The following is a 12,905-nucleotide window of genomic DNA, read 5'->3' as shown; positions in this document are numbered from 1 at the left end:
CATCTCATGCTCCCGTGTAGGCCGGTGCGCGATGCTCGAAGAATGCTGCTACGGCCTCTTTGGCGTCTGAGTAAGCGGACAACTCGCCGGAAAGACCCTGCTCGAACTCGTAGCCGCCCTTGAGGTCCTGGTATTCGATCGCATTGAGGCTGCGCTTGGCGAACCGCAACGTGACCGGGGAGTGCCGAACCATCTTGGCCGCCACGTCGTAGGCTACGTCGAGTAGCTGATCGGGATCGACGACTTTCAAGACGCCGCCCTGCTGCGCGAGTTCCTCGGCAGACAGCGGTTCGCCGGTGAGGTGCAGGTAGCGGACCAACTGCTGCGGCACCAGGCGTGAGGCATGTTTGGCGCCGCCCATCACACCGACGTTGACCTCGGGAAGCGTGAAGGTGGCGCCCTTGGCTGCGACGACCAGATCACACGACGCTGCGAGGGCCAATCCGGTGCCCACGGCCACTCCGTGGACAGCCGCGATCACCGGCAACGGGCAATCGTAGATCGACCAGAACGCTTCACGGACCGCAAGCATGCGCTCACCGGCGTTTTCCGGCGTCATCGTCTGGAATTCGGTGAGATCGTTGCCGCCGCAGAAGTGCTTGCCGGCGCCGGTCAAGACGATCGCCCGAGCCTCGGGGAGATACTCCTCCGTGTGGGTGAAGAACCACTTGATCTCTGCGTACATCTCCCGGGTGACCGCGTTGACCGGTGGGCGGGTAAGCCAGACTGTAGCTACCTTCTGATCGGTCTTCCATTGCAGAAATTGCAGATCCTTCATCAAAGTTCCTTTGTTCGAACGGGTGTAAGCAGAAGCTCAGACTGGCCGGGTGCGGATGGTCACCTCATGAGGCACCATGTCCTTGATCCCTAGTGGCTTGCTTCACAAACTGGTGTGCTTCTACTCACATTAGTAGGCCCCTATCCGTAGATATGTCAATAGCTCGTATCTGAAACTGTGGAACTGATCGGAGCCGGGAAGTTCAGTGATGCATTTTTTAACTTTCGTTCATTCGCAAACATATGACCTGGTTGATGCTGTAAATCCGAGCAAGGAGGGCTAACTCTCCGCGAGTGAACAGCGGCAGCTCGAGGTGTGCCTCGCTGCGTGTTAAGCCCGAGAATGTCATGTGAACGTATCTTCCGCTGAATCGAGCAGGTAGCATCTCATTCAACAATTTTGTCCATGACCCTTATCGTAAGATGTGCGTACTGTACGGACTGCGGCCGTAGTGGCGACCTCACCTACGCTCGGACGCAGTGCGCCTGCGTCGCCCCGCCTAGGAAGGAGGCATTGTGTCCGATCGGCTCTCGAACGGGGGCAGTGCGGGATACTGCGGTGGACCGTCCGCCGCCGGTATATCGTCGGAAGGCTGTCTTGACGGCTGTGCCGCCAGTCCGGACACCGTGTGCATCCCATAGGGGCGTCGAGGAGGAAAAGGGTGTCGTGACCGCATCGCAAACTGTGAGGGCGTCCAGTGCCTCGCGCCGGCGACCCCGTGACCGGCGTGCGCAGATTCTCCACAACGCCAGTGAGTTGTTCACGAAATACGGGTTTCACGCCGTGCGGATGGAAGACATCGCTGAGGCAACCGACGTCACCGCACGGGCGATCTACCGACACTTCGCCAACAAGCAGGATCTACTGTCGCAGGTTGTCCTCGAAGACCAGGACCGACTGCTCATGGCAGCCCAATCCGGCGAGAGCTCCGAATCCGGCGTCTGCAGCTTGGAGCAGTTGTTGACGTTGATGGTCGAGGCATCACTGGAGAGCCTTCGACTCGGCCCCCTATGGCAGCGAGAAGCACGGCACCTCACCGCCGACGACTTCGAGCGAGTGCGCGAGGGTACTCGTCGCATCGGAGGCGCGGTGCGAAGGGCCATTGAAAAGGCCGATCCCTCGAAGAGTAGATTCGGTGCCGACGTACGCGCGTGGATGGCAGTGAGCATCATCACCAGCCCAGGGCACTACGACCGTTCGCTGTCACAGCGTCGCCTGTCCCCACTGCTGGTGTCGGCTGCGTTGGCAGCCATCAATACCCCCGAATGCGCGTCAGCGTCACCCGAGTCCGGCGATGCGCCAGCGGCGGAGGCTCCAGTCGCAAATGAACGGCCAGGTACCTCGCGTCGCGAACAGATCATCGCAGCAGCTGCGCGCGCGTTCCGGGAGCGCGGTTTCGGTGGAGTCAGCCTGGATGAGTTCGGCATCGCAGGCCCTGCCGTCTACAGGTACTTCGACAGCAAGGCAGACATCCTCTCCGCCTTGATCATTCGAGTACAGGAATGGATGGCCCTGGAGAGCTCCAGGGCCATGCATCACAGCGCCTCGGATGAACAGGTCATCGAAGGCCTCGTGAGAGGTTATGTGCGTATCGCAACCGAAGCAACGGATCTGCTCGCCGTTTCGGTTACCGAAGCCCTCAACCTCCCCGCTAGTGCTGCCGAGCGTAATCGGCGAGTCCGCCAGGACGACCTCGCCGAATGGGTCAAATGGCTACGAATCTCGCGTTCAGAAGTCACCGAGGCCGACGCACTCGCGCTGGTGAATGCGGTTCGCACGGCACTCAACGATCTTGTCCGTATTCCGCACCTTTCACGACACGCCGAGTTCCCCGACGAGCTTGTTGCGTGCTCGCTGAATGCTCTTCTGAATACCCCTATGCCATCGGCACGATCGGGTCGGCGGCGTGATGAATAGCCCTGGTTGGCTAGAGAGCGGTGCCCGAGAGTCCGCTGCACGAAGGCCCCGAAAACGACTCAGCCCGTTGGCGAGCTGAGTAGCCGCATACTGTGCCGACACGGATTGCGAGCCGAGGCGGTCGAAGGCGAACCACGGTCACCGACGTGGGCAAGTGCCGATCCGATGTCAGTGTGTCCAGCAGCTCGTCCGTGGTAAGGCCTTTGCCGCACACGTTCTCCGCGGCATCGAGTTCGAAGCTTCCCGCGAAGACCGCCACTCGCCCCCACACCAGTTGTTCACGGGTGGTCCGCAATTCGAAGCTCCAGTCGATGCACAGCCGCAGTGTCTGTTGCCGTGTCGGCGCACCCGGGCTGCCGGGTGTAGCGGTCGGTCAGCCGCTCGAGAATCTGCTCGGGAGACTTCGCCCCAACCGAGCCGCCGCCAGCTCGATTGGTAACGGCAACCCGTCGAGCCGGTGACAGATGCCCGCCACCGCCACCGCATTCTTTTCGGTCACGTGTCCGGCAACCGCGGACCAGGTGGTCGATCGGCCCGGAACCGGGCTTGTCGGGGACTGACAGCCCGTAATCGGCTAGCCTGCGCAGATGAGGTTCTTGGTCGGCTGTTCCTACGTCAGTGTGTTGTGCGCCTTACTGATCGGAGTGTGGGTGCTTCCCCAGCTGTTGACGAAGGGATATGTCGATGTCGGCGGTTCCCCCGCCTTCGAGCCGTTGTTCATCTATCCAGGGGTGGTCGGGTTTGTCGTCTGCATCATGGGTGCTGTGACTTCGTTGGTCCTGATTGGACGCCGCAGACTTACATCGGTCGGTCAACGCCTCATCGCGGCTGGCCAGGTGTTTACAGTCACGTTGTTCGCCGCATGTATTGCGTCGCTGTGGCTGCCATCGGCGACTGGGTGGGAGCTACTCGCACTGCCCGGAGCATTGCTGATCGGTCAGACCGCGGTGGGGGCCGGCTTGGTGTTTTCGAGATCGCTGAGGGGCAATTGATGAACGGGCTGCTGTGAGCACTTGCTTGCCGCGACGGGCCTGACCGGTTGCGATGGCATGCTTGCGATGCGGGAACGGAACTGACGTACGACACGGTGGTGAGCAACTGTGCCGCCTCCTGGGTCCGCGCTTCGCGGTGGACAACGGCTTCGGCGAGCCGCACGTCGACGTGTGCGGCGCGGCCACAACACGCCCTTGCCCTCCTCTGATAGGGCGACGCCCACCGTGACCACGCGACCGGGGGATCGTTGGACGTGCCATGACCTCACAGTGTGAAGCGAGGGTGCTAGCGTCGGCTTCCTTACTCGGGAACCAGGAGCGCTCCGCCATGAAGTACACCGTCTCGATCGAGATCGCCCTGCCTCTGGAGACAGTAGTACAGCTGCTCGCCGATACGGCACACCTGCCGAAGTGGCTGCGGGGTCTGGTACTGCACGAGCCGCTGAGTGGGGTGCACGGGCAAGTCGGTACCAAATCGCGAGTCGTGATGCAGATGGGGAAGCAGACGATCGAGTGCACCGAGACCATCACGCGTCGGGAACCGGCAGATCTGCGCGAGATTCCGAAAGGGAGCGTTGTTCACTTCGACCGCGAGATCGTCGGCGAGGGCATGTGGAGTGGCGTGCGCGAACGGCTGACCGAAGCGGGTCCGGAGATGACGCTCTGGGTGAGCGAGAGCGAATATCGGTTCAGCGGCTTGCTGATGCGCCTGGTGGGACTGCTGATGTCGGGCTCCTTCCGCAAGCAGTCGCTACAGCACATGCAGGACTTCAAAGCGTTCGCCGAGCAGGGAAAGGACGTCCGCGAAGCGAAGGACTGATCAACGAGCAGCTCTCGTTTCCCGAGAGTAGGGAGAGGCCGACGTGACCTCATGAGGCACCGCAAGGGGTCCGCTTTCGGAAACCACTCGGAAGCTCGAGGTTCTGATTCGGGCGATCGGGCTGGGTCAGCGCGGTGTGGACGAGTTGCGGGTCGCCGCGGCCGAGCTGGTACTTTGTGTGCAGTGCTTACCATAACTCGTCTGTGACCCAGACCCTTAGCGTTGATCGTGTGCCGCGCCTTCGTGCGGTGGTGATTCCGTGTGCCTCGAGAGGGAACCCGTTGGCGGGTTCCCTACTCCTGTCCTGCACTGGAATCGCCACTTGGAGCTCACTTGATCATTTCATCGACAACCATGTCCATGCCGCGTCGGCGGTGCCCGTTCGTCCTCCGCCGTGCTGAGCTGGAGATTCTGCGATGACCGCCGATCCTGCGCCCCAGCGCCGTCAGGATCTGCGCGCCGACTGCGGAAGCTGTTTCGCTTTGTGCTGCACCGCGTTCGGGTTCTCCCGGTCGGTCGATTTCGCCGAGGACAAGCCAGCCGGCGCACCATGCCGACACCTCGGTTCGGAGTTCTCCTGCACTGTCCACGCGGGACTCCGCTCACGGGGGTTCCGCGGCTGTACAGTTTTCGACTGCTTCGGCGCCGGCCAGGCCGTATCCCAGCGATTGTTCTCCGGGATCAGCTGGCGGGAGCGTCCGGATTTGCAGCAACGCATGTTTGCCGCCTTCAAGGTCATGAAGCAACTGCACGAGATGCTGTGGTACCTGCTCGAGGCGCAGGGGCGTACCTATGACCCGGACGCTGCACATGAAGCTCGCGACCTCGCCTCAGTCATCACCGCACTGACTCGTGGCGGACTGCCCGAACTACTCACGGTCGACATGGATGCTCTGCATTCCGATGTCAAAGCAGTCCTCGTCGACACCAGTGAGGAAGTTCGAGCTTCCTACTTCGCCGAAAATGGACACCTGGACAAGGGCCTCGGCCCCGGGGCGGACCTTGTCGGTAAGAATTTGCGCGCACGCAGATTGTGCGGCGCGGACCTACGCGGAGCCTGTCTGATTGCCGCAGACCTGAGGGAAAGCGACCTCACCGCGGTTGATCTGCTCGGAGCGGATCTTCGTGATGCCAGGTTGGAGGGCGCCGATTTGTCGGCCGCGTTGTACGTCACCCAACCCCAAATCAACGCCGCCCGAGGTAGCGGCGAAACGCGTTTGCCGACCGGTATTTCTGCTCCCGCACATTGGCACAGCCAGTAGCCGGTCGGCCGACCATATCGAGTCCGGGGTAAGCGATTCCACCGGATAGAGGGATGTCGACCGTCAGCCCGCTTGCTACGGACACCGGGCACTTGAGCGATCTGGCCGCCCGTGTGGCTCACGGCCTGGCGCATCCCTCTATCCGGCCTGTTCGATGCAACGAAGCTCGGCGGCCTTCGGCAAACCCTCGCGACGCGGTGATCGACGAGCTTCCCGCACTTGTGGTGCACTCGCACATCTATCGACACGGATTCGGACCACGCGGGGCGCACCGCTGAACCCTGATCGGCGCGAGCTACCGGTGGACGATCGTGGCACCGAGACGAAGGCTGCCGGTGAGAAACTCGGCGACTCGGTCGATCTCGGTGAGCGAGCAGCTCACCAGTATTTTCACTTCTACGTCGCGTTTCATCGCGTCAACGGTGAGCGCGACCGCGGTGATGCCGGTGGTCGAATCCGTACCACGGAAAATATCGACGCCCGCGCCATCGGCTGCTGTGGTGCCGATCAGGTAGCCATAGTCCAGTGGGTAGGTGACGGCAGGATACCTCGGGTGAGCAGTGCCTTTCGGTCGATCTATCCGCACCTCGGCCGAGGAGACGAGACTGTCGAGGGCATCGAAGAATGACGTCTGCATCAATACAGTCTGTGGCATCTATGAGGCTCTGATCCGTCCGGTGGGGAATCGTTGACCGCTTCTGGTGCCGTTCCTGTGAGGTCGCGGTCAGGGACGTGCAAAAAAGCACGAGTGTCGTCGTCGCGCCGGGCAAGCCTGACGAGTGCCCTGGACCGACCGCGCCGCCGCGCTGGTAGGCAATTATCGGAGGACTAGCGGCAGTGTCGCGGTGAGCTCGCCCAGTTCGGCCTTCTCCGCGTCGGTCGGGGCCCGCCGTCCGGTGCCGACCAGCAGCGCGTCCCTGTCGGAGAACGACGTGGGGAAGGTGGTGCCGGCGATTTTCTCCAACATGTGGCGGGATTGGGCAAGTCCCTCGATGGGCGGCTGCGCAGCGTCCGGGAGGTGTGCGATGAGGTCGAGGTGGTGCAGCGTCCACTCCAGGACGTACGCGGTGAGGTAGTCGCCGGCGAGGAGGACCTGATCGCGGGTGCTGACCCGCAGGTCTGGGTCGGCGAGTTCGGCGGCGCGGCCGGCGGCGGAGCCAACATCGTCGAGGTGGAACTGCAGCAGCCGCGGCTCCTGGTACGCGGCGGCGAGCCGGACGATCAAGGAGTCGAGTGGGTCGTCGCCGCTTGGCGGTGTTTGGGCGAGGTCCCAGTAGGTCACCGCGTTGCGGGTAGGTTCCGAGTCGCTGGGAGTCGCGAGGGTGATCAGGACGTCCTGAGCGTCAATGATCAGGTGGCACACCAAGTCCCGCACGAGCCAGCCGGTGCAGCCGGAAGGATGTGCGAAGTCCTCGTCCGGAAGTTCGGCGACTGCCGTGCGCAACGCTGCCCAAGAATGTGAGAAGAGGTCCACAACGGCAAAGGTAGTGCGGTGCGGCAACGGCGGACAAGCGTCCCCGCCACGGGCGTCGACACCTTCGCGTCGCCACCGCAGCCTGTGACCACCCGGTGATCGATCGATTCATGGAATACCGCCGGACCGCCCGAGAATCGGCTCCCTCTGTCCATGTCCACTAGATGTGTCGCAGACGTGGGGCCCATCTGGATGTGCCGAGGGTGACGGTTACTTTGCCGAGTGGAAGTTCTTGCGCTGTTTGGCATTGAAGCGCGCTTTCTTCTCACGATTCCCGCACGTGTTCATGTCACACTACTTGCGGGTGCGACTTCGGCTGGTGTCGAAGAAGGCGGCTTGGCAGGTTGGCGATGCGCACAAGGCCAATTTTCCGTCTCGTTCGCCTGCGATGATGCTGATAGCGTCGGCGGCGATCACGCCTAGGGCATCTTCTACGCGGGAAGCCGAGCTCAGTCGCCATCGCCGATTGCCTTCGGACGTCAGGATAGCCGCGGCCCGGCCCTGAATGCTGCAGTCATTGATGACTTGGACAGCAGACGCAGGGAGAGCGTCCTGGATTGCGGCCGCTGTCGTTGCGGCGTGACTTGATTCCCCTCGAGTACCGTGACGTCGCAGCTGATACGACGGTTGGGACTTCTCGGGCCGGTACACGACTCTCGAATATCCGGACGGGCTCCTCGCGGGCCGAAGGTGTGCGGCGAAAGCGCTCGAACGCCCACGTCACACCGGCGCAGGGACGCGTCCAGCTGAGCGATAATGACTCGGCCCTGTCCTGATAGCCGCACGCCGGGTGCAGATCGATGTCAAGCTGGCTGGGGCAAGACCCGGGCTGCCACCAGGAGCAACAGCGCCGGTGAGGACGAAGGAGCACACCATGCACATAGCCAAGCAGGAGGTACCCGCCAAAATCGACGCACCAGGCGCCGTAGCACGGCAGCTGCTGAATTTCGGCGACGCGAGCGGGTACGGAATGATCAGCGGCGAGTACTTCTCCCTCGGCGCCGGCACGGACATCTCACCGCTTCTTCACGGACTCGAAGGAGATCTTTGGCAGGCTCCGCACTGGGGATACCTGTTGGCCGGTGAGCTTACGGTTACTTATGCAGACGGCTCCCAGGAACCTGTCGTCGGCGGTGACCTGTTCTACTGGCCGCCCGGCCACACGGTCAGAGTCGGTCAAGACGCGGAGGTCATCTTGTTCAGTCCACAGGAGGAACACGGCCGGGTCCTCGACCACATGCTCGAGAAGATGAGCGAGCGGTAGTAGTCGATCTTCGAGGCCGGGCCGCCGGATGCGCCGCGTCGGCCTCGAAGAAGCCGCACAGGTTTGAATGGGCGATGACGACCTCCGGTGGCGGCGGGATGTCCTCGGATGTGCTCATGACAGTGATTCCCCTCCGGGTGCCCAGACACAGCCACGGGATCACCGGATATCATCGGGCCTGTCAGACACTCCGAAACACTGACTTTGACCGTTAGCGCCTGCGCTGAGGATGGGTGCTGCTGTCCGTCCCGGGCCCCGCCGCTACTGCATCTATGCCGCCACCCACCCGTCGGGCGGCTGGGAGCGGCGATGCTCGGCGGGCGAGAGATCGTAGCGGGAGTCGGCGCTCGGCTGGGTGGTGCCGGCTAGTCTCGATCGTGCATGTTCGGACGCGCCGGCCGGAGCGGATTCGGGTTGGGTGTTTCGGGCGCGGTTTCGGTGCTCGGCAATGAGCGCTCGCCCGACGCGGTCGGGTGGTCGTCGGGGTCCACGGTCCGAAAGTTGATTCCCTTCGTCCTGCTTGGTCGGATTGGTACAGGTCCAGCTACACCGAGAGGTGCCTCGCCGCAGGACCGAATGCGACCTGCGGCGAGGCTATCGCGGTCAAACTGCAGCTTCCGGACTTTTGGGACCGTTCCTGGGAGCACGAGAGTGGCTGGTCGCGAGTTCTTTCTCGTTGACAGCAGTGCGGCGTGCCAGTCGGCCTGCCATCCATGCGCACACCAGTAACTGCAGTTGATGAAACAGCATGAGTGGCAGCACGATCAGTCCGATCGGCTGACCGGCGAACAAGATGGTCGCCATCGGGAGACCGGTGGCGAGGCTCTTCTTCGAGCCGCATAACGTGATCGTGATCTGATCGGCCCGGTCGAAACCGAGGCGCTTCGAACCGAACCAGGTGACGGACAAGACGATCGCGAGCAGCGTCGCACACGCCGCGAGCAGGCAGAGGAGTCGGCCGACGGAGAGCGTGCCCCAAATACCCTCGTTCATTCCCTCACTGAATGCGACGTAGACGACCAATAGGATCGATCCCCGGTCGACGAGCTTGAGCGGTGCGCCGTGCTTCGTCACCCAGGAGCCGATCCATCGTCGCACGGCCTGGCCGGCGATGAACGGCAGCAGGAGCATGACGAGGATGCCGATCGCGGAGGACCCGTCGAATCCAGCCTCCTCGCTCGTCATCAGCAATGCCACGAGGAGCGGTGTGACGAAGATGCCGAGGATGTTGGAGAACGAGGCACTGACGATCGCGCCGGGCACATTGCCTCGGGCGATCGACACGAAGGCGATGGACGACTGCACCGTCGACGGCAGGAGACAGACGTAGAGGAGGCCGAGGTACAGCGGTTGGGTCAGGATCGTCGGGACCAGCACGCGCGCAGCGATTCCGAGTAGCGGGAAGATGACGAACGTCGCCGCGAGGATGGTGAGGTGGAGGCGCCAGTGACGCAGACCGTGTAGCGCCTCCTGCGTGGACAGTCTGGTGCCGTAAAGGAAGAAAAGGATTCCGACGGCCACTTTCGTGGCCCAGGTGAATGCGGTCAAGGCCGTACCGTCGGCGGGTATCAGGCTGGCGATCCCGACGGTGATCAGGATGCCGAGAATGAAGGGGTCGAGTCTTCTGAGCAGGGGGATCTTCGTCAGCATGGTTTGACCGTAAGGAACGTACGGATATTTCGAAAGACGATAGGCGCGTTTACTGTAATGCTGAATCGTGATAACAATGGGAGATGTTCGATCCGGTTCATCTGCGGAGCTTTCTCGCTGTCGCGCGCACCCGAAGTTTCACCGCCGCGGCCCGGCGACTGAGCCTGCGACAGTCCACGGTTAGTCAGCATGTGGGAAAGCTCGAACTGGCGGCCGGGCGCCGCCTGTTTCTGCGGGATACGCACTCGGTCGAGCTGACCGCGGACGGCTCCGTCATGGTGGGTTTCGCGACCTCGATACTCGAGCGGCACTCGGACGCCGAGCGCTACTTCACGCAATCCGGTGTGCGGGGACGCGTCCGGTTCGGGGCATCCGAAGATCTGGTTCTGCACGAGCTTCCTCGAATTCTGGGCGAATTCCGCCGGAGCCATCCGCTCGTGGATCTCGAACTCACGGTGGCGTTGAGCGAAGTGTTGTTCCGGCAACTGCACGAAGGCCGGCTGGACCTGGTGTTCGGGAAGCGTCGCAGAGGAGACCGGCACGGCGAATTGGTGTGGACCGACCGGTTGGGGTTCTTCGCCGCACCCGACTTCGTTCCGGACACGGAGGGTCCGGTGCCGTTGGTGACGTACCCGCCGCCGTCGATCACGAGGGAAGCGGCGCTCGACGTCCTGGAGAAATCCGGGCGCGGTGCGCGGGTGGCCTGTGTGACGGACAGTTTGAACGGGTTGCGGGCCGCGTGTCTTGCGGGTCTCGGCGTCGTGTTTCATGCCGAGACGCTGCCACCCGCGGGGCTGACGCCGGTGCGCATGCGCTCTCGCGACGAGTGGGGGCCGACGGTTGACGTCGAATTCGTGCTGGAGGCCCGCCGGAGTGTTCTCAGCGAACCGGAGCAGGCGCTGCGTGCCGCGATCCTCGAGAATGCGGATCGACTGCGCGCGTGACCTCGGTGGGAATCGCCCACCGAGGTCGGCGTGCCGTCAGAAGATCAGTACGGAGAGCGCGGTGGACAGCACCAGGCCCGACACCACGGGCACGAAACATTTCCGGGCGAGTTCGAGGACGGGAACCCGGGCGAAACCGGCGACCGCGATCAACGACGACCAGGCGACGAGCGTGCCGCCGCCGGACCAGATGTTCCCCATCTGACCGATCGCCGCCAGGGTTGCGGGATCCATTCCGACAGCAGGACCGAGCGCGCCCGCGAGCGACCCGGTCAGCGGCAGCCCCGTGAATCCGGAACCCTCGAGACCCGCGATCATTCCGATGGCGAGAATGCCGAACGACGTCACGAACGCGTTCTGCGGAAGGTGGGACTGCGCGGCGTTCACCAGGTCGAAGAGCAGCGTCGGACCGGTCACGTCCGCGGGAAGCCCGAGAATGGCGGCGGAGAAGTCACCGTTGCCGATGAAGAAGAATCCGGCGATCGGGATCACGATGCCCATCGCCTTGAACGCGAAGACCAGGCCGTCGATCAGATGCTCGGACGTCGTCTCGAGGAAGCCCTTCTTGTCGTTGGTCGCGGCAGCGGCGAACAGGATGAGCGCGGCGATACCGCCGACCATTGCCGCCGCGTCGCCGCCCTTGAGGTCGGGCACCAGGTCGGTGAACTTTCCGACCATGAGGTAGACGATGAATGCCAGGTACGCGGTGGGCACGAGTACTGCGAAAGTCTTTGCGGCGCGGATACTCTGGAACGTGTCGTCGATGACCTGGCGGGCGGAGGCCGTGACGGGTTCGGCGAGCACGGCAGTCGAGGTTGGGGGAGCGGGCGTGGCGGTCGTGACTGTGCCGGCGGTGGCACTCGTCGCCGCTTCGGCCGGTGCGCGACCGATCGCGCGACCACCGGTGGGTGCCGAACCGCCGTCGGGGGCGTCATCGCCGGGCTTGCCGAAGTCGCTCTCCGCGCGTGACTCCCAGTCGGTGAGCAGTTCCGGTGCGGGCCGGCGCATGTGCCTGCGCTGCGTGAAGTAGGCGATGAGGAGAGCGGTGAAACCAACGATCAGGGACATCACCAGGGCGCGGTCCGCGACGACGTCCGGATCGACACCTGCCGACTTCGCCGACAGGCCCGGCGCCACCTTGATGATGTAGTCCGAGGACAGTGCCATGCCCTGCCCGCAGATGGCGATCGCCATGCCGACCGCCATCGGCGGAAGTCCCGCGCGGATGGCGACGGGGATGAGGACGGCTCCGATCAACGGAACCGCGGGGGTGGGCCAGAAGAACAGCGAGATCGTGTAGGTGACGACGGCCAGGACGATGAAGCTACTGGTGCCGCCGCGCATGACTCGCCGGAACGGGGCGACCATCAGCCGGTCGGCCCCCATCTGCCGGAGGGCGCCGAGCATCGCTGTCACCAACGCGATGATGAGAAAGATGTTGAACAGCTCGCGGGCGGCGACGAGGCTCGCATTGAAGATCGACGCGAGACCGGTGACGAGGCTGTCGGAGAAAACGAAGGCGGTCAGGAACGTGCCGATGACGGCGGGGACGACGATGTTCTTCCGCATGAGCATCGTCCCGAGGATGACGATGATTCCTCCGAGATACACCCAATGTGCGGCGGTGAGACTTACATCCACGGTGCGCCCCTTCGAAATAGGTACAGACTAGTGGCACTAGTCACAATGCAGTGATACTGCGCGGGGCGTTTTCCAGGGTCAACGTCCAGAGTGCACATCGGTAACCAGCGTATTTGTGCATTGTGCCCGGCATTTTTCTCCGGGATTGCTTGTTGTCACGCGT

11 protein-coding genes and 3 pseudogenes are annotated in these 12,905 nt (G+C 63.2%); 7 read left to right on the top strand and 7 right to left on the bottom strand.

The features are described from left to right. Window positions 1-4: 4 nt before the first annotated feature. Entirely contained in the window at window positions 5-778 is a 774-nt protein-coding gene (locus JQT59_RS23375; protein ID WP_213572184.1) for an enoyl-CoA hydratase-related protein, read from the bottom strand. Between the two features lie 405 nt (window positions 779-1,183). On the opposite strand from JQT59_RS23375, the pseudogene JQT59_RS37760 reads away from it, so the two are divergent. After that, window positions 1,184-1,639: pseudogene (locus JQT59_RS37760) on the top strand (helix-turn-helix domain-containing protein); the annotation flags it as partial. A gap of 108 nt (window positions 1,640-1,747) precedes the next feature. Continuing rightward, window positions 1,748-2,695, top strand: a complete 948-nt coding sequence (locus JQT59_RS23370; protein ID WP_249354658.1) for a TetR/AcrR family transcriptional regulator — start codon at window positions 1,748-1,750, stop codon at window positions 2,693-2,695. Between the two features lie 163 nt (window positions 2,696-2,858). On the opposite strand, the pseudogene JQT59_RS37180 reads toward JQT59_RS23370, so the two are convergent. Then, window positions 2,859-3,212 (bottom strand): annotated as a pseudogene (locus JQT59_RS37180) (protein kinase domain-containing protein); the annotation flags it as partial. A gap of 70 nt (window positions 3,213-3,282) precedes the next feature. Here JQT59_RS37180 and JQT59_RS23365 point away from each other — a divergent pair. The 3 genes from JQT59_RS23365 (at window position 3,283) to JQT59_RS23355 (ending at window position 5,769) form a co-directional block, all read left to right on the top strand. Then, window positions 3,283-3,687 (top strand): hypothetical protein, encoded by a 405-nt coding sequence (locus JQT59_RS23365; protein WP_213572182.1) that lies wholly within the window; start codon window positions 3,283-3,285, stop codon window positions 3,685-3,687. Window positions 3,688-4,015: 328 nt separating this feature from the next. Beyond that, window positions 4,016-4,507, top strand: coding sequence for an SRPBCC family protein (locus JQT59_RS23360; protein WP_213572181.1), 492 nt, complete (start codon window positions 4,016-4,018; stop codon window positions 4,505-4,507). 416 nt (window positions 4,508-4,923) lie between these two features. Then, a complete protein-coding gene (locus tag JQT59_RS23355; protein ID WP_213572180.1) occupies window positions 4,924-5,769 on the top strand; it encodes a pentapeptide repeat-containing protein in 846 nt (281 codons plus the stop codon). Between the two features lie 295 nt (window positions 5,770-6,064). Here JQT59_RS23355 and JQT59_RS23350 read toward each other — a convergent pair whose 3' ends face one another. The 3 genes and pseudogenes from JQT59_RS23350 to JQT59_RS23340 form a co-directional block, all read right to left on the bottom strand. After that, window positions 6,065-6,406, bottom strand: coding sequence for an inorganic pyrophosphatase (locus tag JQT59_RS23350; RefSeq protein ID WP_249353770.1), 342 nt, complete (start codon window positions 6,404-6,406; stop codon window positions 6,065-6,067). 180 nt (window positions 6,407-6,586) lie between these two features. Next, window positions 6,587-7,243 carry a maleylpyruvate isomerase N-terminal domain-containing protein gene (locus JQT59_RS23345; RefSeq protein WP_213572178.1) on the bottom strand — a complete coding sequence of 219 codons (657 nt, stop codon included), beginning with the start codon at window positions 7,241-7,243 and terminating at the stop codon, window positions 6,587-6,589. Between the two features lie 210 nt (window positions 7,244-7,453). Next, window positions 7,454-7,834: pseudogene (locus JQT59_RS23340) on the bottom strand (CGNR zinc finger domain-containing protein); the annotation flags it as partial. Between the two features lie 283 nt (window positions 7,835-8,117). On the opposite strand from JQT59_RS23340, the gene JQT59_RS23335 reads away from it, so the two are divergent. Further along, window positions 8,118-8,507 carry a cupin domain-containing protein gene (locus JQT59_RS23335; protein ID WP_213572177.1) on the top strand — a complete coding sequence of 130 codons (390 nt, stop codon included), beginning with the start codon at window positions 8,118-8,120 and terminating at the stop codon, window positions 8,505-8,507. A 603-nt stretch (window positions 8,508-9,110) separates the two neighbouring features. On the opposite strand, the gene JQT59_RS23330 is transcribed toward JQT59_RS23335, so the two are convergent. Continuing rightward, window positions 9,111-10,157 carry a bile acid:sodium symporter family protein gene (locus JQT59_RS23330; RefSeq protein WP_213572176.1) on the bottom strand — a complete coding sequence of 349 codons (1,047 nt, stop codon included), beginning with the start codon at window positions 10,155-10,157 and terminating at the stop codon, window positions 9,111-9,113. An 83-nt stretch (window positions 10,158-10,240) separates the two neighbouring features. Here JQT59_RS23330 and JQT59_RS23325 point away from each other — a divergent pair, with 83 nt between their 5' ends. Then, a complete protein-coding gene (locus JQT59_RS23325; protein WP_213572175.1) occupies window positions 10,241-11,101 on the top strand; it encodes a LysR family transcriptional regulator in 861 nt (286 codons plus the stop codon). Between the two features lie 36 nt (window positions 11,102-11,137). Here the strand turns inward: JQT59_RS23325 and JQT59_RS23320 are convergent, their stop codons facing one another. Further along, window positions 11,138-12,742, bottom strand: coding sequence for a hypothetical protein (locus JQT59_RS23320; protein ID WP_213572174.1), 1,605 nt, complete (start codon window positions 12,740-12,742; stop codon window positions 11,138-11,140). Window positions 12,743-12,905 lie beyond the last annotated feature (163 nt).

It is taken from the genome of Rhodococcus sp. USK13 (assembly GCF_018343855.1).
GTDB classification, from domain to species: Bacteria; Actinomycetota; Actinomycetes; order Mycobacteriales; family Mycobacteriaceae; genus Rhodococcus_F; species Rhodococcus_F oxybenzonivorans.
Note: the sequence above shows the minus strand (reverse complement) of the source record. Positions and strands in the feature narration are given on the sequence as shown.

Bases quoted from the DNA above. Each gene is read 5' to 3' on its own strand.
- JQT59_RS23335 (WP_213572177.1), top strand. From the start codon at position 8,118: ATGCACATAGCCAAGCAGGAGGTACCCGCCAAAATCGACGCACCAGGC.
- JQT59_RS23325 (WP_213572175.1), top strand. From the start codon at position 10,241: ATGTTCGATCCGGTTCATCTGCGGAGCTTTCTCGCTGTCGCGCGCACC.
- JQT59_RS23365 (WP_213572182.1), top strand. From the start codon at position 3,283: ATGAGGTTCTTGGTCGGCTGTTCCTACGTCAGTGTGTTGTGCGCCTTA.
- JQT59_RS23360 (WP_213572181.1), top strand. From the start codon at position 4,016: ATGAAGTACACCGTCTCGATCGAGATCGCCCTGCCTCTGGAGACAGTA.
- JQT59_RS23370 (WP_249354658.1), top strand. From the start codon at position 1,748: ATGGTCGAGGCATCACTGGAGAGCCTTCGACTCGGCCCCCTATGGCAG.
- JQT59_RS23330 (WP_213572176.1), bottom strand. From the start codon at position 10,157: ATGCTGACGAAGATCCCCCTGCTCAGAAGACTCGACCCCTTCATTCTC.
- JQT59_RS23355 (WP_213572180.1), top strand. From the start codon at position 4,924: ATGACCGCCGATCCTGCGCCCCAGCGCCGTCAGGATCTGCGCGCCGAC.
- JQT59_RS23350 (WP_249353770.1), bottom strand. From the start codon at position 6,406: ATGCAGACGTCATTCTTCGATGCCCTCGACAGTCTCGTCTCCTCGGCC.
- JQT59_RS23375 (WP_213572184.1), bottom strand. From the start codon at position 778: ATGAAGGATCTGCAATTTCTGCAATGGAAGACCGATCAGAAGGTAGCT.